The sequence below is a fragment of the Serratia sp. root2 genome (genome assembly GCF_031931805.1).
In the GTDB taxonomy this organism is placed as follows: Bacteria; Pseudomonadota; Gammaproteobacteria; order Enterobacterales; family Enterobacteriaceae; genus Serratia; species Serratia inhibens.
Window position 1 is genome coordinate 2,192,873 of sequence record NZ_JAUJXB010000001.1, and the last position, 24,925, is coordinate 2,217,797.

The 24,925-nt window shown below is 49.9% G+C and carries 20 protein-coding genes; 7 read left to right on the top strand and 13 right to left on the bottom strand.

The annotated features are described in order from the left end of the window. Window positions 1–12 precede the first annotated feature (12 nt). The 8 genes from QZQ97_RS10040 to galU all read right to left on the bottom strand — a co-directional run bounded on the left by QZQ97_RS10040 (window position 13) and on the right by galU (window position 9,888). On the bottom strand, window positions 13–1,239 hold the full coding sequence (locus QZQ97_RS10040) for a glycosyltransferase (RefSeq protein ID WP_311993309.1): 1,227 nt from the start codon (window positions 1,237–1,239) through the stop codon (window positions 13–15). Further along, entirely contained in the window at window positions 1,193–2,269 is a 1,077-nt protein-coding gene (locus QZQ97_RS10045) for a polysaccharide pyruvyl transferase family protein (RefSeq protein WP_311993310.1), read from the bottom strand. Before QZQ97_RS10045 ends, QZQ97_RS10040 begins: the two co-directional genes overlap by 47 nt. 43 nt (window positions 2,270–2,312) lie before the next feature. Then, a complete protein-coding gene (locus QZQ97_RS10050) occupies window positions 2,313–3,758 on the bottom strand; it encodes a lipopolysaccharide biosynthesis protein (RefSeq protein ID WP_311993311.1) in 1,446 nt (481 codons plus the stop codon). 78 nt (window positions 3,759–3,836) lie between these two features. Beyond that, window positions 3,837–6,014: a tyrosine-protein kinase Wzc gene (wzc, locus tag QZQ97_RS10055; RefSeq protein WP_311993312.1), complete on the bottom strand. Its 2,178-nt coding sequence runs from the start codon at window positions 6,012–6,014 to the stop codon at window positions 3,837–3,839. A 12-nt stretch (window positions 6,015–6,026) separates the two neighbouring features. Further along, complete coding sequence (locus QZQ97_RS10060) at window positions 6,027–6,461, bottom strand: arsenate reductase/protein-tyrosine-phosphatase family protein (RefSeq protein WP_311993313.1); 435 nt, start codon at window positions 6,459–6,461, stop codon at window positions 6,027–6,029. A gap of 8 nt (window positions 6,462–6,469) precedes the next feature. Next, a complete protein-coding gene (locus tag QZQ97_RS10065) occupies window positions 6,470–7,606 on the bottom strand; it encodes a polysaccharide export protein (protein WP_311993314.1) in 1,137 nt (378 codons plus the stop codon). 443 nt (window positions 7,607–8,049) lie between these two features. Then, complete coding sequence (locus QZQ97_RS10070; RefSeq protein WP_311993315.1) at window positions 8,050–8,943, bottom strand: UTP--glucose-1-phosphate uridylyltransferase; 894 nt, start codon at window positions 8,941–8,943, stop codon at window positions 8,050–8,052. Window positions 8,944–8,988: 45 nt separating this feature from the next. Then, entirely contained in the window at window positions 8,989–9,888 is a 900-nt protein-coding gene (galU, locus tag QZQ97_RS10075) for a UTP--glucose-1-phosphate uridylyltransferase GalU (protein ID WP_311993316.1), read from the bottom strand. Window positions 9,889–10,566: 678 nt separating this feature from the next. On the opposite strand from galU, the gene QZQ97_RS10080 reads away from it, so the two are divergent. Further along, on the top strand, window positions 10,567–12,153 hold the full coding sequence (locus tag QZQ97_RS10080; protein ID WP_311993317.1) for a TerC family protein: 1,587 nt from the start codon (window positions 10,567–10,569) through the stop codon (window positions 12,151–12,153). A gap of 29 nt (window positions 12,154–12,182) precedes the next feature. Here the strand turns inward: QZQ97_RS10080 and dcuC are convergent, their stop codons facing one another. The 4 genes from dcuC to udk form a co-directional block, all read right to left on the bottom strand. Then, window positions 12,183–13,541 carry an anaerobic C4-dicarboxylate transporter DcuC gene (gene dcuC / locus QZQ97_RS10085; protein ID WP_311993318.1) on the bottom strand — a complete coding sequence of 453 codons (1,359 nt, stop codon included), beginning with the start codon at window positions 13,539–13,541 and terminating at the stop codon, window positions 12,183–12,185. A gap of 189 nt (window positions 13,542–13,730) precedes the next feature. Beyond that, complete coding sequence (gene asmA, locus QZQ97_RS10090; protein WP_311993319.1) at window positions 13,731–15,563, bottom strand: outer membrane assembly protein AsmA; 1,833 nt, start codon at window positions 15,561–15,563, stop codon at window positions 13,731–13,733. A gap of 44 nt (window positions 15,564–15,607) precedes the next feature. Beyond that, the gene (gene dcd, locus QZQ97_RS10095) at window positions 15,608–16,189 is read right to left on the bottom strand and encodes a dCTP deaminase (protein ID WP_004942378.1); all 582 of its coding nucleotides are present in this window, start codon (window positions 16,187–16,189) and stop codon (window positions 15,608–15,610) included. Window positions 16,190–16,315: 126 nt separating this feature from the next. Beyond that, window positions 16,316–16,957, bottom strand: a complete 642-nt coding sequence (udk, locus tag QZQ97_RS10100) for a uridine kinase (RefSeq protein WP_004942376.1) — start codon at window positions 16,955–16,957, stop codon at window positions 16,316–16,318. Between the two features lie 243 nt (window positions 16,958–17,200). Between udk and QZQ97_RS10105 the strand changes: the two genes are divergently transcribed. Further along, the gene (locus tag QZQ97_RS10105) at window positions 17,201–17,830 is read left to right on the top strand and encodes a phosphatase PAP2 family protein (protein WP_311993320.1); all 630 of its coding nucleotides are present in this window, start codon (window positions 17,201–17,203) and stop codon (window positions 17,828–17,830) included. A gap of 49 nt (window positions 17,831–17,879) precedes the next feature. Here the strand turns inward: QZQ97_RS10105 and apbC are convergent, their stop codons facing one another. Next, window positions 17,880–18,992: an iron-sulfur cluster carrier protein ApbC gene (gene apbC / locus QZQ97_RS10110; RefSeq protein ID WP_311993321.1), complete on the bottom strand. Its 1,113-nt coding sequence runs from the start codon at window positions 18,990–18,992 to the stop codon at window positions 17,880–17,882. A 160-nt stretch (window positions 18,993–19,152) separates the two neighbouring features. On the opposite strand from apbC, the gene metG reads away from it, so the two are divergent. The 5 genes from metG (at window position 19,153) to cdd (ending at window position 24,911) form a co-directional block, all read left to right on the top strand. Next, entirely contained in the window at window positions 19,153–21,180 is a 2,028-nt protein-coding gene (metG, locus tag QZQ97_RS10115) for a methionine--tRNA ligase (RefSeq protein WP_311993322.1), read from the top strand. Between the two features lie 244 nt (window positions 21,181–21,424). Continuing rightward, window positions 21,425–22,651 carry an MFS transporter gene (locus QZQ97_RS10120; protein ID WP_311993323.1) on the top strand — a complete coding sequence of 409 codons (1,227 nt, stop codon included), beginning with the start codon at window positions 21,425–21,427 and terminating at the stop codon, window positions 22,649–22,651. A 138-nt stretch (window positions 22,652–22,789) separates the two neighbouring features. After that, window positions 22,790–23,197, top strand: a complete 408-nt coding sequence (locus QZQ97_RS10125; RefSeq protein WP_197912850.1) for a CidA/LrgA family protein — start codon at window positions 22,790–22,792, stop codon at window positions 23,195–23,197. Next, the gene (locus tag QZQ97_RS10130; protein ID WP_311993324.1) at window positions 23,194–23,889 is read left to right on the top strand and encodes a CidB/LrgB family autolysis modulator; all 696 of its coding nucleotides are present in this window, start codon (window positions 23,194–23,196) and stop codon (window positions 23,887–23,889) included. Before QZQ97_RS10125 ends, QZQ97_RS10130 begins: the two co-directional genes overlap by 4 nt. A 137-nt stretch (window positions 23,890–24,026) precedes the next feature. Then, complete coding sequence (gene cdd, locus QZQ97_RS10135) at window positions 24,027–24,911, top strand: cytidine deaminase (RefSeq protein WP_311993325.1); 885 nt, start codon at window positions 24,027–24,029, stop codon at window positions 24,909–24,911. Window positions 24,912–24,925: the final 14 nt, after the last annotated feature.

Sequence of the window (24,925 nt, forward strand, 5' to 3'; positions counted from 1 at the left end):
TCGACTTGTAAATCAGTGTGCATTGCTGTTGAAAATGATATCAAGAAGCTTATCCCATTTCGCCGTCTGAAGATTGCTCACATCCATTGCATTCTTCTTCCCGGATAATGACAACCGGTGATACAGCTCTTTGTTGTGATAAAGTTGAGAAATCCTATTTTCAATTTCGTTTATATTGACAGGATTAAAATAGACAACATTATCTTTACAGACTTCAGGGATACTTGAAACAGCAGCAGCAATCACTGGCGTTCCATAATGCATAGCTTGCAGCGGAGGGTAGCCATAGCCTTCATTAAGGCTTGGGTAGATGAAAGCAAAGGCATTTTTATAGAACCAGTCTAAAGAATCATAATCGACATAATCAATAAAGATAAACTTCTCAATGTTCTCGATACCTGGGTGAGGATCTTTTTTACCCAACACTACCGTTTTTAATTCACAGTCCGGGTTTTTTCTGTAAAAATCATCGAGTGCTTTTATTGCACGATAATTATTTTTCATCCACCGGTTCGCGCTAACCAGTAAGAAAAACTGACGACTGTACTGCGAGATATGAGCATACTCATTGGCTAACTTCGGTTCTTCTTTACCAAAAGGACAAGGTGCAGGAGATACGTAAATACTCTCTTTTTCCAAGTTAGGATAAAAACACAGCATCGAGTATTTACTATGTTCTGACACAGTGATTATTTTTATGTTCTTCTTGTTTAATAACCGTCCAAAACGATCGTAGTACGTATTCCACTCTTTGTTGCGAAATAACGCGCGCTTTATCAGCAGTTTCAGTTTTGACATCATTCCCTTTCGATAATGCCACTGTACCGGATCATAGCTGCATTCAATTTCACGCAAGCCGTGCACCGTCATAATAAACTGTACATTGCTAGTATCTATATCGTAAAGATGATAAGGCAAAGCCGAATAAAAGGTAGAAAATCGATTAGAATTAACAAGCGAAACTAGCGCACTATCGCTGTCAACCTCAATCATTTCTATATGATTCTCTTGACAAGCTTTTTTTATTTTTTCGTCAAGTTCCTTGTTCTTATCATAAACGCAGACAAAGTCTCTATAACCCTTTTCTACACTTGAAAAGAATATTTGCTTAGCATATTCAGAACCACCATGAAATTTAGACTCTGGCGATGGCTGTGTTGCTGTTAGATCAAATAAAAGCAAAATTCTCTCCTCACTTGAATCGCTTGATAATTGTTGAAAAAACGTCAACAAGCTCACTATTAATTTCCGAAACACTACGAGAACCATATTCGTCCATGAAATACTCAATTTTCTTGGAAATCAACCATGGTTCAAGATCATTGGCCAATATCTTACCAAGGATCAATGAGTGCATTCGTCCGGAGTAGACCTTATGTGAGGCATTGAGATAATTCAGATAGACCGGTAGCGCAGGTACAGCTTCACACAACTCAACATTGGCGCCAGGATTTTTATGCATGACTTCGCGATAGATCAATTTATTAAGTTCAGCATCTTCAACAGTAGTAGAAACAAGTACTATTTTATTTTCTGATGATGCTATTTCTTTTTCTACTACTTCTCGCCAGTCACTAACATATTCCTCTTGACTTTTAAAGTTAGTTTGCTGTAGTTCCTTCACGTTTTTCAAATAAACATAATAGGCTGTGGCACCTATAATTACGCTATTTTTATTCACAGCTTCCTTCTTGCCATAAAGCGCAAATGCCAGGTCAGGAATATAATCAGGCGTGATATTGAAAAAATTCTTCAGTTTATCAATCGAGCGTTTTTCCCGAACATATACTCCATCGGCCTGGCCAAGCGCGTACTTATACAGGAGCTTATCAAGATAGGTAAACTTCTCAGCACACCCTACTCCTAATATGACATAAGGTTTTTTTGCCACCTTGGAATATTTTGCCCAAGTGTACATAGCAATGGGAAAAGTCCCTCCGCTCTGAATTAATTGGCCACCACCAATCATCATCAAGGCTGCATCGCTTTGCGTCGCCGATTTTATTCTTTTCTGATTCTGCAAATACCACCGTAAATACTTTAATATTTGCACACGGTTGAAAAGGAAATTTTTTGCTTTTCTCAAAAAAACTTTTGGTGTTAATTTTTCATTTTTAACATTAGGTATAGCCGTCTTTTTTTCAGCATCAAAGCCATAACTCTTTGCTGCAAACCCTGTTTTATTAACAAGCTCGGTCAGCCCTTCATTAATCGCATGATCACCTATATTGTCTGAACAAATTTCGTTTATAATTAAAACCGTCTTCATTACCCTTCCTTAAAAACATTTTTTGTTGTCAGGCGATAGTTAATCATGCTTTCTTTTTATTTATTTTCGAAAGAATAATTCTGTTAACTTCATAGCAAGATTCTATTTTCAGAAGCATACTAGCCAGGTAATATACGATAGCACCAACAATGACCTTTACAAGAATTTCATAAATACCATTATCAACCCGTATAAACCATAATGCCGCCGACATGAGTAATGTGGCCATCATCATTGGAAGCATACTTTTAATCTGTTGCCACGCACCGTGCCCATACCATTTACCTGGATAGTAAGCATTGATGAAGAAGCAAATCAGCGACACCAGAAAGTTACCGACCACTACCGCAGTCAGACCAAATGGTGCGGTAATCAATAACGCACCTACAGTGATAGGTAACTTGCTTAAATCTACCTTCAAGTAAGTATCTGACCGCCCTACCGCATTAATCAAACTGCAATTAAGGGCACTAATAGGAATAATCATGCGTGACAAACAAATCCACTGAATCACCACTACTGCAGGCAACCATTTGTCAGTGAGAAAAAAGTGCACAAAGGGTTCTGCCAGGAAAGTAAACCCTACCATCGCAGGCATGACGATAAATGCTGTCATATCGAGGCTTTTCTTGTAAATACGAATAAGGCGCTCGGTATCATCTTGAGTAGATGATAATATCGGGAATAGTACACCCTGCAGAATATTGAACAAGTTCACTGATATGAGATCAGGAATGTTTCGCCCTTGTGTATAATAACCAACTTCTTTGCTGGAGAAGAAACGACCGATCAAAATAGCATAACAATTATCTACAATTGTCCGAACAAAGCTGGCAAGTAACAGTTTAGAACCGAAGCCAAAAAGGCGATTTAGTGAATCAAACGAGAACTCAAAATTTGGTCGCCATCTTAATAGCAGGGCCATGAAAATGGTAACACACACGGAGTTTATTAAAGTTTGATATACAAGAGCCATTGCACCATAACCATGGTAGGCAAGATACAAGGCAATTGAACCACTAATAATGACAGATAAGAAATTTATTTTCGTTCTTAACTTAAAATTAAGATCAATCGCTAACTTCGTCGTTTGAACTAAGCATAATGATTTTATTATTATACTAATCCCCAAAACGCGAATTATATGAACCAACGGTGGTGCACTATAGAAATCTGCGACATAGGGAGCAATAGCGTAAATAATTGCGTATAAAACAACGCTTATAAACAAATTAAAATAAAATACTGTGGAATAATCTGTCTGCGTTCTATCTTTTTTCTGAATAAGTGCCTGCGTAAAGCCACTATTAATTATTATGTCAGATAAAACGATAAAAACTGCGACCATGCCAATCAGGCCAAAATCTGAAGGGGATATAATACGAGCCAGAACTATACTAATACCAAACTGCACTCCCTGAACTAAAAACCGCTCTACAATGCTCCATATCATCCCTGATACAGCTCGCTCTTTTAATGAATGAGTCATTTTCTGCTACTTTTATTAAGTATCTGAAAGTAAAACTACCAGGTCTGACCCTGGTAGTTTTAACCTTAGAGCTTGGGACTACTGTTTTTTATCACTTGTATAACTATATTGGTAGTATCCATAGCCGCCATAATAATTGCTGGCACGCTTCTCTACAGCATTCAGAATTATGCCTTTAATATTGATACCGTTTTGCTCAAATCTACGGATACTGAAATCAACTTCTTTAACTGTATTGATACCAAAGCGAGCCACCATAAGCGAAGTGCCTGCCAAGCGACCAATGATGGATGCATCTGTAACAGCCAATACTGGTGGCGTATCGATAAGAATTAAATCGTATTTTCCACCAGCCCAGTTGAGTAAATCGGCCAGACGCGAATGCATCAACAATTCTGAAGGATTCGGCGGCAATTGCCCGCGAGGAATAAAATCCATCCCTTCAACTTTCGTGCGGTGAATCGCCTGCTCTTGCGAAATTTTCCCAGAAAGGAAATCAGACAAACCATTGTTCCACTCGGTTCCCACCAGAATATGAGAGTACCCTTTACGCATATCCGCATCAATTACCAATACGCGCTGGCCGGTTTGTGCAATAACGGCAGCCAGGTTAATACTGACAAACGTTTTACCAATGTTTGGGCTCGCACCCGAGATCATTAGCACATTGTTATTAGCTTCCATCATGGCAAAATGCAAGCTTGTACGCAGGCTGCGGATTGCTTCTATAGCAAGGTCTGCCGGATTACCGATTGCAAGTAGAGATACTGAGTCCGTAGAAGATATTTTTCTCCCACGCTTATTAGCCATCTCAATATCTTTCTTTTGCTGCCATTCAGAAAGTGGAATGCTCGCATAAACATTAATACCATGCTCTTCTAGCGCTTCAGGATTGTCTATTCCTTTGTGCAGCATAGTTTTCAGTAATACGAAACCAACTGAAAGTAACCCACCCACAAACACGGCCAGCAACACGATGAGAGTCTTGCGCGGCTGAACAGGATTGATTTGGGTTAAAGCCGGGTCAATAATACGTACATTGCCGACCGTACTTGCTTTGGTCACACTCAATTCTTGTTCTTTATTCAAGAGCTGCATGAAAATCTCTTGCTCGACTTGAACATCTCGAGTCAAACGTAAAATTTCCTGCTGAGTTTTCGGCATTGTTGCAATGCGTTTATTTAATTTATTTCTTTCATCTTCTAATGTCTGTCTTTTCTCAAGCAAAGCGCGATAGGCTGGATGCTGTTTAGTGTAAAGTTTTGAAACTTCTGCTTCTTTAAACGTTGATTCATTCAATTGAGTCTCAACAGACACAATTGAATCTAATACCGCTTTTGTTTCTAAAGAAAGGTCTACTGAATCGTTCTTTTGACGGTACTTATTCAGCAAATCTTCAGATGCATCGAGTTTTGCTCGTACATCTGGAATCTGCTCTTTAAGGAAGCTTAAACTCTTGCCTGCCTCTTCGGATTTGCGCTCAACGTTTTGCAAAAGATAATTTTTGGTAATACTGTCCAGGATTGCACGAATGCGCCACTGGTTTTCACCCGTCAGGCTCAAGGCCAATACACCGGTGTCCTTACCTTTATCTTCCGCGGTCAGACTTTTTAACAAATCGTTAATAACATTAAGTTTTAAACGTTTAACGACTTGGAACGTGGTGCCCTCTTCAGCTTTGATGTCAGAAACCAGTATATTTATACCTTTTCCTGATGCCAAAACGCCCACGGTACCTTTTAACATTTCGCTACCGTCGTAACTCAATGAATACTGCTTTCCACCCAGCGCTTTCAGCTCAAAAGGTTTTTCAACCATATACTCAGGAACTGTAAAGCGATTAATGGAAATCTCACTAGGCTCTTTGCCGCTTAACCTTTCCCAGCCCCGACCGAACATTGGGAAATAATCTTGACTTACGGCGATGTCAAGATTTAAGTCATCTACAGTTTTACCTATCACCATTCGTGAGGAGATAAGTTCGATTTCAGTAGCTGAGGCCGGCTGGCTCGAGGGTAACATCTGGGAGAAATCACTAAGGATCGAGTTGCCTGCATTTTGTTCTACCTGCACCATGGCATCGGCCTGGTATACTGGGGTAGAAAAAATCGAGTAGATAATCCCTATCACTGCAAAGAGTGTTGTCACTCCGGTAATTAACCATCGATGGTCAAGCAAAACACCTAAAAGGCGACTTAAATCAATCTCATCATGATCGTTGGCCGTAGATAAGCCTGCTTTAGTATTATCAGTCATTGTGATCTCTGGTTAACGATTTAGTGCCTGTGCCCATTTCTGAGCAGCTTCATCAATAAGGCGGTAGACAAACTCGAATGCCTCAGAACTTTTTCTATATGGGTCGGGGACTTCTTTCTGACCGAGCCAATGACCTAAGAGCATCGTCTTCCCACGAACTTCAGGGGCTAATTGACAAACAGCATCAATATGCCCCTTTTCCATGACCAGAATAAGCGAATATTCCCGGCACATTTCTTTAGTCAACTGTCTTGCGACGTGCCCATCCAGGCTTAAGTGATTTTTCTCTGCTATAACGCAGGCACTCTTGTCTGCTTCATGCCCTACCAGAGCCGAAATCCCTGCTGAGGCGATTTTTTTATCTGGCAGATATTTAATCAATAATCTTTCCGCCGTAGGAGAGCGGCATATATTGCCAACGCAAACAACCAGAATTGATTCAAACATATTCATTCCTATGGCCAGTTACGTATCCGCAGTGAACCTTCAGTCAAATCATTGAAACTAGCAATTGTTGGTGCCAGCTGTGAGATCAGACGGTTCCAACGTGCAATAGGGGCGGCGGTCACATAAACAATGTCATAGGGTTTTAATTTGAACTCCGCCCCCATAACCAACGCCGTCGCATCAGCCATATTCAACTGGTAGATGTTTGCAAGCTTACGGCCTTCGGTACCATGCAGTGGTCGAATCACAAATACGCCTGTAGCATCAGCAGTGCTTTGAGTAAGCCCTTGAGCGTTACCTAACGCTTCAGTTAATGTCATGCCACTGCGATCCATCTTCAGTGTCGCAGGTGCTTTAACTTCACCCATCACGAAGATCTTAAGGTCATCGTTGCGTGGAACATAAAGAATATCGCCAGGATAAAGCAGACGGTTTTGAGTCAAATCGCCATTTTGCATCAACTGCTGCAGTGAAAGAAGTTGTTCTTTCCCGTTATGAGTCAATACAATATTACGCCAATCGGCATTTTCCGTTAAGCCCCCTGCAGCATTGATAGCATCCATAACAGTGAGTGGCACATTAGTAATTGCCTGCTGGCCTGATTTGGATACTTCGCCTGTAACATAGGCTTTCTGTGAACGGAAAGCAGCGATGCTGACATCCACCTGAGGGCTTTCAATGTACTGCGCTAAGCGGCTGGAAACCTGATCGCGGATCTGCGTAACAGTTTTACCCACGACTTTCACTTTGCCAATGTAGGGATAAAAAATGGTGCCGTCAGAATGTACCCAGTTCCCCGTATCGCTTGCGCTGCGGTATTGGCCGGCAGGCGTCGTCAACTCGGGATGATCCCAGACGGTCACATTAAGAACATCACCCACACCAATACGATACTCATAAGTACTGAGAGAAGCATCGAGAAGTTGGTTCGGTTGGGCAACAATTTTTGCAGGACGCAGAGTGTCCAATAACTTTGGCGTCATCGGATAGACATTGACTAAACTATCAATATCAAAATCCGCATCCTGCTGTTTTACAACATCTTTTCCTGATGTTGACAGATGAGATCCAGGAAAAACCGTGCAGCCACTAATTATACTGATTGATACCAATACCGATATCATTTTCAATTGTCGTTTTGCCATCGAGTTATCATCACTTTCAAAGTAAATGTATCCGCAAAGCTACCAAGCCAGCCTGCCTTGGCTGTGTATTTGTAACCTTACCAAACTGTATGTATTACTCACCTGCAGTCACAGGTATCGACTTCAGAAAAAGCCGGCAGTATATGTCGTTGAAGTTAGGGACCGTTAAGCCGTCATTGAAGTTAAGAGAGTTAGTATGGCTTTTACAGAACCCTATATCTATTCGAGCCTCACTCGCGATCCCTGAGGCCGCTATATCGAATAAGATTATAGTGAGTATTTTTTAGCATCAATCGGAGTGAAGCATAGCTACAGGATACCCTGATCGCCGTATTATTCCACTAACCTATCGATACTAGTATAAAAATATTTAGCGGGAAATGAGACTGTAGACGCAATGAATAGATGTTCAGTGCGTCCACAGTCGAGCAGAAATGCAAGGATTAGAGCGCCAGTTTTTCAGCCCACTCGCGGAAAGCTTTACCCTGAGTCGGGTGGCGCAGGCCATAGGTGACAAAAGCCCGCAGATAACCCATCTTTTCTCCGCAGTTGAAGGATTCGCCCACCAACTCCATGGCCTCAACCGGTGCGTGCTTAAGCAGCTCGGCAATTGCATCCGTGAGCTGAATTCGCCCCCAAACACCTGGCTCCGTTTTCTCCAGAATAGGCCAAATATCGGCGGACAGAACATAGCGCCCTACTGCCGAATAGTTGGATTTTAGCTGAATTTCATGACCCGGCTTTTCGATAATCGAGGTCATGCGAGCGCTTTCGCCGGGTTGCAGACTGTTGGTTTCACACTCCACGACCGAGTAGTCGTGTAACACATGCTCATCAGCCGCCTGCACCAGTACCTGGCTCAGTCCCGACTGTTCAAAACGAGCAATCATGTGCGGCAGATTATCTTTTTTCAGATTGGCTTTTGCGTCGTCTAATAGTACATCTGGCAAAAGAACCACAAAGGGTGAATCACCTACCAAAGGTTTGGCGCACAGCACGGCATGGCCCAAACCTTTAGGTTGCCCCTGACGAATGTGCATCAACGTTACGCCTTTAGGCGTAATCGACTGCACTTCGTCCAGCAGTTGGCGCTTTACGCGCGCCTCAAGCATCGCTTCCAGCTCAAAAGAGGTGTCAAAATGGTTTTCGATCGCATTTTTGGAAGAATGGGTCACCAGGATAATTTCTTTGATACCAGCAGCAACGCACTCATTGACAATGTATTGAATCAACGGCTTATCAACGATCGGCAACATCTCTTTGGGAATAGCCTTGGTTGCAGGCAACATGCGCATACCCAGGCCTGCAACAGGAATGACAGCTTTCAACTTGGTCATGGTAATCCTCTTTTCAATCTTGTGATCGCGTTTAAGCCGCAAAACTTATTTACTGTTCAATGTCTGCTTCAGCCATTGAGTAAAATCTTCACCTTCTGAAGCATGACGCAGGCCATATTGTACGAATGCCTTCATATATCCCAATTTATCGCCACAGTCGTGCGACTTGCCGCTCATGTGGAAAGCCTCTACGGTCTCTTGCCCCATAAGGGCAGCAATGGCATCGGTAAGTTGAATTTCATCACCGGCACCCGGCAAGGTTTTCTCCAGCAACGGCCAGATATCAGCTGACAGCACATAACGACCTACCACTGCCAGATTGGAAGGCGCTTCCTCTCTTGTCGGCTTTTCAACCACTGCAGTCATTGGTGTGCTTTCACCTGCTGCCAGCGCAGCACCGCCACAATCTACAACCCCGTATTTCGAAACGTCCTGTTCCGGTACCGGTTCCACCATGATCTGGCTGAAGCCGGTATCCGTAAAGCGCTGAATCATTTTGGCCAGGTTTTCTTTACGCAGATCGGCGGTAGAGTCATCCAGCAAGACATCCGGCAACAACACGATAAAAGGCTCATCGCCAACCATCGGCTTGGCACACAGTACTGCATGCCCCAGACCTTTCGCCTGCCCCTGGCGGACTTGCATCACTGTCACATCCGCCGGGCAGATGGTTTGCACTTCTTCCAGCAACTGGCGCTTAACCCGCGATTCCAAAACGGCTTCAAGCTCAAAGGAGGTATCGAAGTGGTTCTCAATCGCATTTTTGGAGGAGTGAGTTACCAGAACAATATCTTTTATCCCCGCAGCAACACATTCGTTAACGATGTATTGAATCAGTGGTTTATCGACCACGGGCAGCATTTCTTTAGGGATTGCTTTCGTTGCCGGCAACATACGGGTTCCCAGGCCAGCTACGGGAATCACGGCCTTCAGTCTCTTTTGCATGTTTTTTATCCACAATCAAATAACTATAATGTAGCCGAACTGCCCTTTACCTGGGTTGTTTGCGTAGCGCAAAGCGGAAATGGTTCAGACACGCTACCGCCCTTGGCTTTCAGCTACCAATGCACTGTCATCGTTCTCTAGGGGTGACCAAGGATTCCAGCCACACTTTAATGTAAATTAAGGCCCGTACTTTCCACTAAGTGATAGGTATGTCACAGAAAAACAAAAAAATACGTCCTTATAACCAAACGATGATACTTGTAAATGTTTATGTGCCTAAGATTCTTATACTATTGCCTTAGCGATACAAGCCTAAGATGTCCGTTGAGTGCCCTTTTCAGAATAAGACTACTGCCGGGGTTTTTCAGCACAAAGTGTAGCAGCTAGATACATTCATAACGGATTGATTTAAAAAAATATTTTTCCGCCGCTTTTATCATCAAGCAATGAACATCACGCTTCGCAACTGTAACTCTCTACTGAAAACTATCCTTTTATCTCGGCGAAACATGTTAAAAAAAACGATGGAGGATGATTTTTTATGCACTATTTTGGCTTAAAATCATGATGCCGTACTCTTCCCCCTCCCATTATAGTTTTAAAGTTGAATTTTCCCCGCCCAACACCCATCATTCCCTTACGGCATAAGCCGTCGAACTTACAGGTGAAATTGGGCGTATGGAATGGATCGCAGATCCAACAATTTGGGCCGGCCTGGCCACTTTGGTCGTGCTGGAAATCGTTCTGGGTATAGACAACCTTATCTTTATCGCCATTCTGGCGGAAAAACTACCAAAACAACAAAGGGATAAAGCCCGCGTCGTCGGCCTGCTACTAGCCTTGCTGATGCGTTTGGCACTGCTCGCCTCTATATCCTGGCTGGCGACGTTGACCAAACCGCTGTTTGTGGTCGCGGAGCACCCCTTCAGCGGCCGCGATCTCATTATGCTGGTCGGCGGTATCTTCTTGCTGTTTAAAGCCACTATGGAGCTGAACGAGCGCCTGGAAGGCAAAGATGATGAGCAACAAGGGCCGCGTAAAGGCGCTCGCTTCTGGCCGGTAGTGGCGCAAATTGTGGTATTGGATGCCGTCTTCTCTCTCGATTCGGTGATCACCGCCGTCGGCATGGTTGATCATCTGGCGGTAATGATGATTGCGGTCTGTATCGCTATCGGGCTGATGCTTTTGGCCAGCAAGCCGCTGACGCGATTCGTCAACGCCCACCCGACTATCGTCATTCTGTGCCTGAGTTTCCTGCTGATGATCGGCTTCAGCCTGGTTGCTGAAGGGTTCGGCTACCATATTCCGAAAGGTTATCTGTACGCAGCCATCGGCTTCTCCGTGATGATTGAAGCATTAAACCAGTTGTCTCAGTTTAACCGTCGCCGTTTTCTGTCAAAGGTGCGGCCACTGCGCGAACGAACCGCAGAAGCGGTGCTGCGCATGCTGAACGGTAAACATGAAGAAGCCGAAGTAGACAGCCACTCCGCCAACCTGCTGGCCGACAGCGCGAGCGAAAGCGGAGAGATATTCAACCAGCAGGAGCGGCACATGATAGAACGCGTGCTGGGCATGGCGCAGCGTACCGTAAGCAGCATCATGACCTCCCGCCATGACGTCGAATACCTTGAGCTGAACGATCCGCAGGAAAAGCTGACCCAGTTGCTGGAAAAAAATCAGCATACGCGCATTGTGGTGGTCGAAAACAGCGCCAGTGATGAACCTCTCGGCGTTATCCATACCCTTGATGTTCTGAAACAGCAGTTGAGCCAGGTGCCGCTCGATTTACGCGCGTTGGTGCGTCAACCGCTGATTTTCCCGGAGCAGTTAACGCTGCTAAGCGCGCTGGAGCAATTCCGGCAGGCGCAAACGCACTTCGCTTTTGTAGTCGATGAATTCGGTTCGGTCGAGGGGGTAGTGACCCTGACCGACGTAATGGAAACCATCGCCGGCAACCTGCCGGAAGCGGGCGAGGACGTTGACGCAAGGCATGACATTCAGCAAAACGAAGATGGCAGTTGGACCGCCAACGGCCATATGCCACTGGAAGATCTGGTGCTGTATCTGCCTCTGCCGCTGGAGGATAAGCGCGAATACCATACAATAGCCGGTTTGTTGATGGAACACAGCCAGCGCATTCCCCGGGAAGGTGAGCAATTGCAGATCGGTGACTACCTGTTTGAACCGCTGGAGGTCAATAGCCACCGTATTTTGAAAGTGAGAATCACCCCGCTGTCGACGCCAGAGTCTGACTACGAGGTCTAAATGTGTGCCGGGCTAAGCCCGGCCACCCTTTATAGGTGCTGAGGCACCAGCAGTTCGGTTGCCGCAATCACCACGATCAACCCTACAATCACCGGTACCGACGTACGTTTCACCACTTCGAACGGCGATATTTTCGCCATGCCGGATACCGCCACCACCACACCGGAAACCGGCGACAGAGTGCGGCCCAGGTTCGAAGCCTGCAACATCGGGATCACCAAATAGGCCGGATTAACGCCCATCTGCGCAGCCAATTTGGGGATCAGCTCCACAAAAGCATAAAACGGCGCGTTCCCTGAGCCGGTGGTCATCGCCGCCAGCATGGTAATCACCACCAACACCAGCATCATGATAATGCCGCCAGTACCGAAAGACTGCGCCAGACTGATTAACCCACTGATAAAGCCGACAGTGCTCAACCCCTGAGCGAATACGCCGGCGGCGACTAACAGCATCACTACGCTGGCGAAAGCGTCCGCCATACCGCGATAAGCGACTTCCAAACCGGTAAATACCTGTTTGGCACTGAAGCTACGCAGGAATTCAATCACCGCCGCCAGCAACATGCAGCCAACCAGCACCGTGATGATATGCAGCTCCGGCCCCCATTTACCGTCAAAAACCAGCACACCCAGGATCGGCGTGAACGGCAAAACGGCATAGAAACCCGGCGCATGCGTGGTAATTTCACTCACATCCATAATGTGGTGCTGTTCGTTATTCTTCTTGTCGAGGTAGCGTTGCCAAAAGAAATGCGCAATGGCCATACAGACAATTGCCGCAATCGAAATGGGTAAGGTGGTTTTAAAAGCGAAGTCAACCAATGGCATTTCCGCCGCCTTGGCAGCCAACACTACGTCACCGGACGTCGGTGCCAGAATAATCGCCGCAGGCGAAGCGCAAATCGCGGCCGCAGCCCCCCGGCTAATGCCGACGTTAACCATCAATGGGAACAGCGTAGCCATCAGCAACACGCCCAGGCCAGTGGCGGAAGAGACCGCCAGCGACATCAGGCAGGCGACAAAATAGGCTGCCACCATCAAAAGATACGGGGAATTAATCATCTGCAACGGACGGGAGGCCAACTTCACCACCACATCATTGGCGCCAATGTGCGTCATATAAGCCGCAAATCCGCATAGCATCATGATCATCATGCCAAGATCGCCGCCACGGCTCATTAGCAGAATTTTAACGTACTCGATGATGTCGGTGGCACGCCATCCGGTAGACGCAGCGCCGGCAGGCAGTAGGTTCTTCCCCATCACGGCGCTTATAGCCAGCAACAGCAGGCCGCCAACCATCAGCACCCCGGTGGCGGAGTAGCCTTTAATGATGTAACGCCCCACGGCAGCCGCAACGGCTGCACCAATAAAAAGTTCTATCATATTCCCTCAACTTGTTGTTTTTAACCGTGCTGAAGCCCAGAAATCGCATAACTGGGCGATACTCTGCACAAACGCAGCAGAAGGCGTCATGATTTCTATCAAAATTACGAGAGGAAATAATTGGGAAAGGCAAATACTCTGCGGAGATAAAAATGTGCGGGCCGCTGACCGGCCCGCATCTGACTGGGGTTAAAGCTTATCCAACAACTTTTTAAGATCCTGACCTTCTCGGGACTCTTTGTTCTTCTCGGCCCATTTGTTCAGTGCGTCCTTCGCCCGGTTTTGCAGCGTCTTACGCAAAACCTGATCGACCTGCAATTGGTAGTTAAGCTGTTGCCAAGGGCCATAGACCCGCAGCGGAATTGGCGTTTTCTGTAATTGCTCGATCAGTTCGCCGCGCCCTTGCCAGCCACCGATCACCCGCACGTTAAGCGCCATATCGCACTGTTTCCCCGGCATATTCACCGTGCCGCCACCGCTCAGATTCAACAACGGGGAATCCGCACTCAGTTCGCTGATGTTCACCGCCCCCCCGCTCAGGCTGGCTTTAGCCGAAAGCTGTTTCACTTCGGTAAAGCGCTGATAATTATCCTGCCCGCGCACACTGCTGTCGTTGCGCGCTACCGCTTGCTGAATCAACTGCTGAATATTCAGGCCGTGCAGTTGCGCGTCCTGCATCGCTAACTGCGCGGTTCCCTTCCACCGATGTTCAAACGACTGCGAAGTCAGGCGATCGCCCGTTAAATCCCCTTGCATGCTGAATTTGCCGGTCAAGACCTGCGGCATTTCGAACGCCTTCAGTACGGTACCCAGCTCAACCTGTTTCAGCACAGGTTGCACAGAGATCACCGGCCTGGCGCCGCGTGCATCCAACGAGCCCGGTAACGCAAAATCCCCCCCAGCCAATTGGCCGGAGAGCGTATGCACCGTCAACAGGCCCTGCTGATTATCAGCTTGCAGTGCCAAATGGGCGATGTTCATGCCACGATAGGTCAGTTGGTCAACGTTCAAATTGAGCTGCGCAGTAAAATCTCGCAGCACGTCCAGATTTTGTTGCGGATCCTCCGCCTGGTTGGCTATCACCGGCGCCGCAGTCATACTCATTGCTTGTTGCGTGGCCGCGCTGGATTGCCAGCCGGAAAGCGCGTCCAAACTCAGTGCGGTCGATGCCAGATTCAATGTATAAACCGGCACCTCGCCGAATCTGACGCTGCCGCCGCCAGAGAACTGGCTGTCATTGGCGCTCAGGAGCAACTGGCTCAGGGCAATTTGCTGCGGCGTTTGTTGATACACCACCTGGGCGCTGCCATCGCCTTTGATGCCGCCGCCCAGAATATCTGCGCCTTCCAGTCGATAATTGAACTGAGTGACCGTGGCCGCGATGCGCCGCGGGTATTGCTGCAGATCGATATCTGCCGCCATGCTGAAGGTCAGATCGCGTTGATCACGGTTCACCCGGCTGGAAAGTTCCATTTGCGCCTGACGTTTGGCATTTTGCTGCAAGGTGAGATTAATATCGCGAACGTTAATCTGTTCATTATTGGCGCGCTGCCAAATCAGCAGGCTGTCCACCACCCGCAGATTATCGATATCAAATTTCCACGGGGTATCTACGGTCTCTTCGGAGGCGCCAGCAGGGGCAATAGGCGCGTTTGGCTGATTTTGTTCTTCGCTGTCGGGTGTCAGGCGGATGACGGCATTTTTCAGCATCACCTGTTTCACAAACAGTTGATGCGACAACAGCGGCAACAGTTTGACATCGAGACGCATATTATCCGCACTCACTACCGGTACTTTGGCACCGGGTGCCGTCAACGTCATGCGCCCGGCCAGAATGCTCAACTGCGGCCAGATATGCCAGCGCAGATCGCCATCCAGCGTCAGATGATAACCGCTCTTTTGTTCGACCTTCGTCACCATATAAGCGCGAAAATCGTTCGGATTAACCAACAGCACCAGCGCGGACATTCCCGCCACCAGAACAACCAGCAAAATCACCAAAGTCGTCAGTAATCTTCTCATGCCATCCTCTTGTCAACGCCACACCGACAGTGTTTCCGGCGCTGCTAGTCCTTGTCGATTCGACTGGCCACTGCGCCCTGCTGATCGCGGTACTTTGCATCCTGCCGGCTGTTGTAAGGACGTGCCGCCGGTCCGGAAAGCGGTTCAAAGCTCAGCGCACCGATCAACATGCCCGGACGCAACGCCAGCGGCAACTTGCCTGAATTATAGAACTCCAGAACGATTCGGCCCTGCCAGCCGGGATCGATACGGTGTGCGGTAACGTGAACCATCAGACCAAGGCGCGCCAATGAAGAGCGCCCGTCAAGCCAGCCCACCAGATCGCTGGGCAACGTAACCGACTCAAGCGTCACCGCCAACGCCAGTTCGCCCGGGTGCAAGAAGAAGGCTTCCCCTTCCGGCAGCACGATCTCGTCACTCATCACACGGTCCAGCGCAGCGCTGACTTCGTCTTTTGGCCCGCTGAGATCGATAAACGCGGCGGTATGGCCGCGAAACACGCGAAACTGATTGCCTAAACGGACATCCACTGTAGCCCCGTTAATACGCTCAATAGGCGGACGCGGCGAAATCACCAGTTTTTCACTATCCAGCCAGGCTTCTATATCACGGTCGCACAGTCTCATTTCTTCATCTCCATCAGGGCATGTCACTAAAACAAAAATTGCCACACAACGGACGAAAGGTCTACGCCACGGCGTAAATACTTGCCCGTCGGCCGGAAACACAGGTTTCCCGGCCATTGAACGACATTATTCAAAGAATTGGCTGATTTTGGCTTTCAGAATGTCGATCGCAATGCGGTTTTTGCCGCCGCGCGGAACGATAATGTCGGCATATTGCTTGGAAGGTTCAATAAACTGCAGGAACATCGGGCGGACGGTTTTCTGATATTGCGCCATTACCGAATCCATAGAACGGCCACGCTCATTGACGTCACGCTTCATGCGACGCATCAGGCAAATATCCAGCGGCGTATCGACAAAGATTGAAAAATTCATTTCCTGACGCAGGCGGATATCCGTCAGCAGCAGGATCCCCTCCAGAATAATCACCTTTTTCGGTTCAAGGTGGATAGTCTCTTTCTTACGCGTATGTTCGGTGTAACTGTACAGCGGCAACTCTATCGCCTTACCTGATTTCAGCATTTGCAGATGCTGGAACAGCAGGTTGTGATCCATGGCGCTTGGGTGGTCGTAGTTAGTCTTGACCCGTTCTTCCATGGTCAGGTGCGTCTGGTCTTTGTAGTAACTGTCTTCAGGAATAACGCCGATGTGTTCATCGCCAACCTGATCGCGAAGTTCGCGATATAACGTGCTGGCAATAAGGCTTTTTCCGGAGGCAGATGCGCCAGCTATACCAATAATGACGCACTGATGCGGCTTGTCAGTCATAAAATTTAAAGACCTGATTTCGAAGTGTGAGGGAGGGAACTAAAACGCGACAATTATAGGGAGTTAGCGGGCATTGCGCCACTCTATATTGTCGTCGCAGGGCCGCTATCTCCGGTTATTTCGCCAGAAACGGCTCCAGGTTTTTAAGATTATTGCGTCTAGGGCAATCCGATGCGGCAGGGTAAACTCCGTAGCTTGTTCATTATCCTGCTGATGGGATGATGTATTTCACCGGAGACTGACGTGCTGGACTGGTATTTTCTGACATTTTTTGGCGACAGCATGCTACTGCTGCCCTGCGCGTTGATTCTTTTTGTCGCGTTAATCGCTCCGCGCGCCACCCGAACAGCGGGCTGGCAATGGGCACTGATCTTCGGCTGTGCCGGTGGCATTGTATGCGTATCCAAACTGGCCTTTATGGGTTGGGGCATAGGTATCGAACGCTATGACTTTACTGGATTTAGCGGACACTCGGCGTTGGCGGCCAGCATCTGGCCGGTATTTCTCTGGACGCTGACCGGGCGTTTCTCGCATGCGGGGCGCACTCTGGCATTGGTCGTTGGCTACGTATTGCCACTGACGATTGGTCTGTCACGGTTGGCCATTCAGGTACATTCGCCTTCGGAAGTCATTAGCGGCCTGGCGTTAGGCTATCTGGCCAGTAGCCTGTTTTTGTGGTTACAGCTTAGCAAGGCACGTCCGCAACTTTCCTGGTGGCAAATCGCCGGCGCGCTGGCATTACCGATCCTTCTGATGGGGCATCGGCAACCGGCTCCCACCCAGGGTTTGCTGGAGCGTATAGCCACGACCTTGGCACATATCGATCACCCCTATACCCGTGCCGATCTGCACCGTCTGAAAGACACGCCATAAACAAAAACCCCGGACCTGTGCCGGGGTTTTGCTTTTTAACCTATCAAGATCACAGCGCGCGGAAAGAAATTTCCGTCGGAATGGCCTCGCCCTGCCAATACATTTGCGCCGCGACACGGCCGGCAAGCTGGCGATACAGTTCAGCGAATTCGCTGTCCGGGCGACTGATTACCGTCGGCGCGCCGCGATCCAAATCTTCACGCAGCGAGATATGCAACGGCAGTTGCCCCAGCAAGCGGCTGTTGTACTTCTTCACCAACTTCTCTGCCCCGCCAGTGCCGAAAATCGGCTCATGATGACCGCAGTTGCTGCAAATATGCACGCTCATGTTTTCCACAATGCCCAGCACCGGCACATGAACTTTTTCGAACATCACAATGCCTTTTGCCGCGTCCAGCAAGGCGATATCCTGCGGCGTGGTAACCACCAGCGCGCCGGTAACCGGAATGTTCTGTGACAGCGTCAGTTGGATATCACCGGTGCCCGGCGGCATATCCAGCACCAGATAGTCCAGATCCGGCCACAGCGTGTCCTGCAGCAGTTGCATCAACGCCTTGCTGGCCATCGGGCCACGCCACACCATGGCGTTGTCGTCGGTCACCAGATAACCGATAGAATTGGTCGCCAGGCCATGCGCCAGGATCGGTGCCATATGCTGGCCATCCGGCGAGGTTGGCCGCTCATGTTCGGTGCCCAACATATTGGGGATCGACGGGCCATAGATGTCGGCGTCCAGGATGCCGACCTTCGCGCCCTCAGCTGCCAGCGCCAATGCCAGGTTGACGGCGGTAGTGGATTTCCCCACGCCGCCTTTGCCGGAACTGATGGCGATGATGTTGCGCACGCCCTTGATGCCGGCCTGATCGTTGGCGCGTTTCAGCGTCGCGATGTCATGCTTCAACTTCCAGTCGATCGCCTCTGCGCCGGTAACGCGCAGCAGTTCTGCACTTACGCGGTCTTTCAGCACCTCAAAGGCACTCTGCCAGGCAAACGGCATGACCAATTCAATGTGCAATACATGATCCAACAGCGTGCAATGGTGAATTGCCTTCAGCGCGGTCAGATTGTTTTTTAACGTCGGGTGTTCAAAGGCGGCCAGTACACCGGTCACCAGGGCTCGCAGAATTTCGGGGTTGGTCTGCTCGGGGGATTTTGCGCTCATCCCGGCTCCTTGATTTTGAATGGATAGCTTCCCGCTAAGCATATCAGAACTGCAGGTCCGCTGGCGTGTGTCTGTGGAAAGAAACCGCCCTAGCCGTAGAGAGCGCGATCGGGTAACATCGAAGACCCTTTTTATTCATTACAGAAAGCAAGTTCTCACTATGGCTCAAGTCGCGAAAAAATTATTGGTGACGTGCGCGCTACCGTACGCAAATGGTTCCATCCATCTCGGCCACATGCTCGAGCACATCCAGGCAGATATCTGGGTTCGTTACCAACGAATGCGCGGCCACGAGGTTCATTTCATCTGTGCGGACGACGCGCACGGCACGCCGATCATGCTGAAAGCTCAGCAGTTGGGCATCCAGCCGGAAGAAATGATTGCGGAAATGAGCCAAGAGCACCAACAGGATTTCGCCGGTTTTGGCATCAGCTACGATAACTATCATTCCACCCATAGCGATGAAAACCGTGAACTCTCGAGCCTGATATACGGCCGCCTGAAAGAAAACGGCTTTATCAAGAACCGGACTATTTCCCAGTTGTACGATCCGGAAAAAGGCATGTTCCTGCCTGACCGTTTCGTGAAAGGCACCTGTCCGAAATGCAAATCGCCGGATCAATACGGCGACAACTGCGAAGTGTGCGGTGCGACCTACAGCCCGACCGAGCTGATCGATCCTAAATCCGTTGTTTCCGGCGCCACGCCGATCTTGCGTGATTCCGAGCACTTCTTCTTCGATCTGCCTTCGTTCAGCGAAATGCTGCAGGCCTGGACCCGTTCCGGCGCGCTGCAAGAGCAGGTAGCGAACAAGATGCAGGAGTGGTTTGAGTCGGGTCTGCAACAGTGGGATATTTCCCGCGACGCGCCCTACTTCGGCTTTGAGATCCCGGACGCGCCGGGCAAATATTTCTATGTCTGGCTGGATGCGCCAATCGGTTACATGGGCTCCTTCAAAAATCTGTGCGACAAACGCGGCGATCTGGACTTCGACGAGTTCTGGCGCAAAGACTCCAGTACCGAGCTGTATCACTTCATCGGCAAAGACATCGTTTATTTCCACAGCCTGTTCTGGCCGGCGATGCTGGAAGGCAGTAACTTCCGCAAACCGACCAATCTGTTCGTACACGGCTATGTGACGGTAAACGGCGCCAAAATGTCCAAATCCCGCGGCACCTTTATCAAGGCCGGCACCTACCTGCAGCATCTGGATGCCGACTGCCTGCGTTACTACTATGCCGCCAAGCTGTCCTCGCGCATTGACGATATCGACCTGAATCTGGAAGATTTCGTGCAACGCGTGAACGCAGATATCGTGAACAAGGTGGTTAACCTGGCTTCGCGCAACGCCGGCTTTATCAGCAAGCGTTTTGGCGGCCAACTGGCCGATAACCTGGCCGATCCGGCGCTGTACCAAACGTTCGTTGATGCAGCGCAAAGCATCGCCGATGCCTACGCCAGCCGTGAGTCCGGCCGTGCAATCCGCGAAATCATGGCGCTGGCCGATCTGGCCAACCGTTATGTGGATGAGCAGGCGCCATGGGTCGTAGCAAAACAAGAAGGCCGCGATGCCGAGTTGCAGGCAATCTGCTCGATGGGCATCAACCTGTTCCGCGTGCTGATGACCTACCTCAAGCCGGTGCTGCCATCGCTGACGGAACGTACCGAAGCCTTCCTTAACTGCGAACTGACCTGGGATGCGATCCAGCAGCCGCTGTTGGGCCATCAGGTTAATACGTTCAAAGCCCTGTTCAACCGTATCGATCTGGACAAGGTGAATGAAATGGTCAGTGCTTCAAAAGAAGACATGGCGGCGGCTAAAGTGGTCACCGGCCCGCTGGCTGAAGATCCGATTCAGGAAACCATCACCTTTGACGACTTCGCCAAGGTTGATATGCGCATCGCATTGATCAAGAGCGCCGACTTTGTCGAAGGCTCTGACAAACTGCTGAAACTGCAGTTGGATCTGGGCGGTGAGTCTCGTCAGATTTTCTCCGGTATCCGTTCCGCCTACCCGGACCCTAAAGCGCTCGAAGGCCGCCTGACCATCATGGTCGCCAACCTTGCGCCGCGCAAAATGCGTTTCGGCATCTCCGAAGGCATGGTGATGGCCGCGGGCCCTGGGGGCAAAGAGATCTTCCTGCTCAGCCCTGACAGCGGCGCCCAGCCGGGAATGCAGGTGAAGTAACTTCCGTTTTACTGCCATGAGGGCCAAGCAGCAGCTTGGCCCTTTTTATTTGCCGTCATTTTCTCGCCGCAAATGCCCTTCGTTCCTCCGAAAAACCCTCATCAGGCTCCTGAAAAAATTCGCTCCCATCCCTTAACGGTGACAACAGATATAACCTCTTTTTTCACACAACGCCTTTCCTGTTGGCCAAAATGCGCTATGTTATCAATATCGCAAAATAACTGTATGCATAAACAGGTCTGACATGAAGGGATTCCCCCCACTTATCATCGCCTTGCTGGCCAGCTCGCTGGTGTTGACCATTGGCCGCGGCGTCACGCTGCCGTTCATTACCATTTACCTCACCGGGCATTTCCACCTGTTGCCGAAAAGCGTCGGCATTATTCTGGGTATCAGCCTGGCGATCGGTATTTTCGCTAGCCTGTATGGCGGCTATCTGGTGGACAAGTTCAACAAAAACACATTGATCCTGCTTTCCATTTTACTGTTCGCCCTGAGCTTTTTCGCCATCCCGTGGATCCCGCGCCCAGGAGGCATCGTTGTGGTACTGGCGATCCTGCATACAGCCTATTCGGTGCTGGGCATCACCATTAAAGCGTGCTTTGCCGACTGGCTGCCGGTCACACAGCGTATAAAAGCCTTTTCGCTCAACTACACGCTGGTGAATGTCGGCTGGGCTGTGGGGTCATCGCTGGGTGTTATGGTGGCCGGGCTGAACCCGCTGCTGCCGTTCTACCTCTCCGGTGGGCTGGCCTTATTGACGGTGGCGACACTGAGTGTTCGTCTGCGTGGGCAGTTGCACCCAAGGCAACCTGCAGCCGCCGAATCCGCGCCGACCACATTACCTGATTTTCGTCAGACGCTGGCCATCCTGCGCGGCGATCGTCGGCTGATTTACTTTACTCTCGGCAGTACGCTGGGTGCAGTCGTTTTCGGCCAGTTCACCGGTTATCTGTCGCAATACCTGATTATCGTCTCGAACGCCGAATTCGCGTACAAAATCATTGGCGTGGTGATGATCGTCAATGCCTGTATCGTCATCGCGTTGCAGTATCTGCTGAGCCGGGGCATGCGTCAGGAAAACATGCTGCGCTGGCTGGCGCTGGGCACACTGTTTTTCATTGTCGGGCTGGTCGGTTTCATGATGGCGGGGCAATCCGTCTGGCTGTGGGCCGTGGCCATGGCGATATTCACGCTGGGGGAGATTATCGTCATCCCGGTGGAATATATGTTTATCGACTTTATCGCACCAGCGCATCTGAAGGGCAGCTACTACGGCGTGCAAAACCTCAGCGCGTTGGGGGGTGCCATCAACCCGGTGCTCTGCGGGTTTATCCTCAGCTATGCCGCACCGCCATTGATGTTTCTGATGTTGATTGCCGCCGCGTTATTGAGCCTGCTATTCTTTTTCCTCGGCCACCGGCTGGCGCAGAAACAGCAACCGAACTCTATCGCCACCTACGTGGAATAAGGCCGCTCGCGATCTTTCGCCGGTGCTGTCAACCAGCCCAACAGGCATGGATGCCATAGAGAGAATTCATGGTGTGGTTTGTGGCGCAGGTCACAGTTTAATTGTATGATGAATATATCAGTTAAACGGGAAAAGGTGATGGCCAACGTGCTTACACTGTGCTGGAAATACCTGAGGGCAATCGTCCTTATCTACCTCTGCTTGTTTGCCGGCAATGCCATCACGGCGCTACTGCCGATCGCCATTCCCGGTAGCATTATCGGCATGCTAATCCTGTTTGCCCTGCTCTCCAGCCAAATTTTGCCGGCGAAGTGGGTCAAGCCCGGCTGTCATCTGCTGATCCGCTATATGGTGCTGCTGTTCGTGCCGATTGGCGTCGGCGTGATGAACTATTACGACCAAATCATCGAACATCTCAGCCCGCTGGTGGTTTCCTGCGTTATCAGCACCCTGATGGTGCTGATTGTCGTCGCCTGCACCTCTCATTACTTTCACCGTGAACGTAAAATCATCGGCAGTGACGATCCTGCGGAGGGTAAAAAATGATCCATGAAATCTGGTGGTCATTGCCGTTGACGCTGCTGGTCTACTTTGCGGCTCGCTGGCTGGCTCAGCGACTGAAAATGCCGCTGCTGAACCCGCTGCTGGTTTCCATGGCGGTGATCATTCCCCTGCTGCTGCTGACCGGCGTTCCCTATGAACGCTATTTTCAGGGCAGCAAGATCCTCAACGACTTGCTGCAACCGGCAGTGGTGGCACTGGCCTTCCCGCTGTATGAGCAGTTACATCAGATCCGCGCCCGCTGGAAGTCGATTATCGCAGTGTGCTTTATCGGCAGCATGACGGCGATGATCAGCGGTGGCGCCATCGCGCTGTGGATGGGCGCAACGCCGGAAATTGCTGCGTCGATCATGCCGAAATCCGTCACTACGCCGATCGCCATGGCGGTAGCGGAATCGCTTGGCGGCATCCCCGCTATCAGCGCCGTCTGCGTTATTTTCGCCGGCATCTTCGGCTCGGTATTCGGCCATTCGCTGTTCAGACTGCTGAAAATCACCACCCGTTCTGCGCGTGGCCTGGCGATGGGCACCGCTTCGCACGCGATAGGCACGGCACGCTGTGCGGAAATGGACTATCAGGAAGGCGCTTTCAGCTCGCTGGCGCTGGTGATTTGCGGAATTATTACTTCGCTGCTGGCACCCTTTGTCTTCCCGGTGCTGCTGCATTTATTCGGTTAACGGGCTGGAAACTTGCGATACATCCCGCATTTATCATTTTCATTGCATTGATTTCACCAATAAAGAGACTTGAATCACACTTTATTACCGCGAGGCTGCCTAAAATGTTATCCCGTTAACCTGTAGAGAGAGTTTCTATGCACCCGCGTTTTCACACCGCTTTCGGCGAACTGTCCGCGACATTGCAATCCGTCCTGCTGCCTTATTTTGATGCGCCTGATTTCCCGGCCATGTTCAAGGCAGAGCAGGTAGACGCGATCAAGCAGCGCTGCGGGCTGGATGATGATGCTCTGGCATTTGCCCTGCTGCCTTTGGCGGCGGCCTGCTCGTTAACGCCGATCTCCCATTTCCACGTCGGTGCCATTGCCCGCGGGCAAAGCGGCAATCTGTATTTTGGCGCCAATATGGAGTTCAGCGGCGCCCCGATGCAACAAACCATTCATGCAGAACAGTGTGCCGTGACCCACGCCTGGCTGCGCGGTGAACCTGGCCTGGTCTCCATCACCGTAAACTACACGCCTTGCGGCCACTGCCGTCAGTTTATGAACGAACTGAACAGCGGTGCCGGCCTGCAAATTCGCCTGCCCGGCCGTGAGCCGGCAACGCTTGGCGACTATCTGCCGGATTCGTTCGGCCCGAAAGACCTGGATATCGCCACACTGCTGATGGACCGGGTCGATCAGGGCTACCAACTGACGCTGTCTGACGAACTGGATAAAGCCGCGCTGGCCGCCGCTAACCAGAGCCATGCGCCCTACAGCAATGCCCACAGCGGCGTCGCGCTGGAGGCCGAAGACGGCACGATTTACGCCGGGCGCTATGCGGAGAACGCCGCCTTTAACCCGAGCCTGCCGCCGCTGCAAGCTGCGTTGATTCTGCTGAACGTCTCCGGACGCGACTGCCAGAAAATCCGCCGCGCGGTGCTGGCTGAGCCACAAACCGCGATCCTCACCCAGTGGGACGCCACCCGCGCCACGCTGGAAGCGCTGGGTTGCCAAAACGTCAGCCGCGTCACTTTCTGATCCCGATCACGGCG

What these genes read in the sequence shown, in the direction of transcription:
- QZQ97_RS10045 (WP_311993310.1), bottom strand. Translation starts at nt 2,269, where the DNA reads ATGAAGACGGTTTTAATTATAAACGAAATTTGTTCAGACAATATAGGT.
- QZQ97_RS10050 (WP_311993311.1), bottom strand. Translation starts at nt 3,758, where the DNA reads ATGACTCATTCATTAAAAGAGCGAGCTGTATCAGGGATGATATGGAGC.
- wzc (WP_311993312.1), bottom strand. Translation starts at nt 6,014, where the DNA reads ATGACTGATAATACTAAAGCAGGCTTATCTACGGCCAACGATCATGAT.
- QZQ97_RS10060 (WP_311993313.1), bottom strand. Translation starts at nt 6,461, where the DNA reads ATGTTTGAATCAATTCTGGTTGTTTGCGTTGGCAATATATGCCGCTCT.
- QZQ97_RS10065 (WP_311993314.1), bottom strand. Translation starts at nt 7,606, where the DNA reads ATGGCAAAACGACAATTGAAAATGATATCGGTATTGGTATCAATCAGT.
- QZQ97_RS10070 (WP_311993315.1), bottom strand. Translation starts at nt 8,943, where the DNA reads ATGACCAAGTTGAAAGCTGTCATTCCTGTTGCAGGCCTGGGTATGCGC.
- galU (WP_311993316.1), bottom strand. Translation starts at nt 9,888, where the DNA reads ATGCAAAAGAGACTGAAGGCCGTGATTCCCGTAGCTGGCCTGGGAACC.
- QZQ97_RS10080 (WP_311993317.1), top strand. Translation starts at nt 10,567, where the DNA reads ATGGAATGGATCGCAGATCCAACAATTTGGGCCGGCCTGGCCACTTTG.
- dcuC (WP_311993318.1), bottom strand. Translation starts at nt 13,541, where the DNA reads ATGATAGAACTTTTTATTGGTGCAGCCGTTGCGGCTGCCGTGGGGCGT.
- asmA (WP_311993319.1), bottom strand. Translation starts at nt 15,563, where the DNA reads ATGAGAAGATTACTGACGACTTTGGTGATTTTGCTGGTTGTTCTGGTG.
- dcd (WP_004942378.1), bottom strand. Translation starts at nt 16,189, where the DNA reads ATGAGACTGTGCGACCGTGATATAGAAGCCTGGCTGGATAGTGAAAAA.
- udk (WP_004942376.1), bottom strand. Translation starts at nt 16,957, where the DNA reads ATGACTGACAAGCCGCATCAGTGCGTCATTATTGGTATAGCTGGCGCA.
- apbC (WP_311993321.1), bottom strand. Translation starts at nt 18,992, where the DNA reads ATGAGCGCAAAATCCCCCGAGCAGACCAACCCCGAAATTCTGCGAGCC.
- metG (WP_311993322.1), top strand. Translation starts at nt 19,153, where the DNA reads ATGGCTCAAGTCGCGAAAAAATTATTGGTGACGTGCGCGCTACCGTAC.
- QZQ97_RS10120 (WP_311993323.1), top strand. Translation starts at nt 21,425, where the DNA reads ATGAAGGGATTCCCCCCACTTATCATCGCCTTGCTGGCCAGCTCGCTG.
- QZQ97_RS10125 (WP_197912850.1), top strand. Translation starts at nt 22,790, where the DNA reads ATGGCCAACGTGCTTACACTGTGCTGGAAATACCTGAGGGCAATCGTC.
- QZQ97_RS10130 (WP_311993324.1), top strand. Translation starts at nt 23,194, where the DNA reads ATGATCCATGAAATCTGGTGGTCATTGCCGTTGACGCTGCTGGTCTAC.
- cdd (WP_311993325.1), top strand. Translation starts at nt 24,027, where the DNA reads ATGCACCCGCGTTTTCACACCGCTTTCGGCGAACTGTCCGCGACATTG.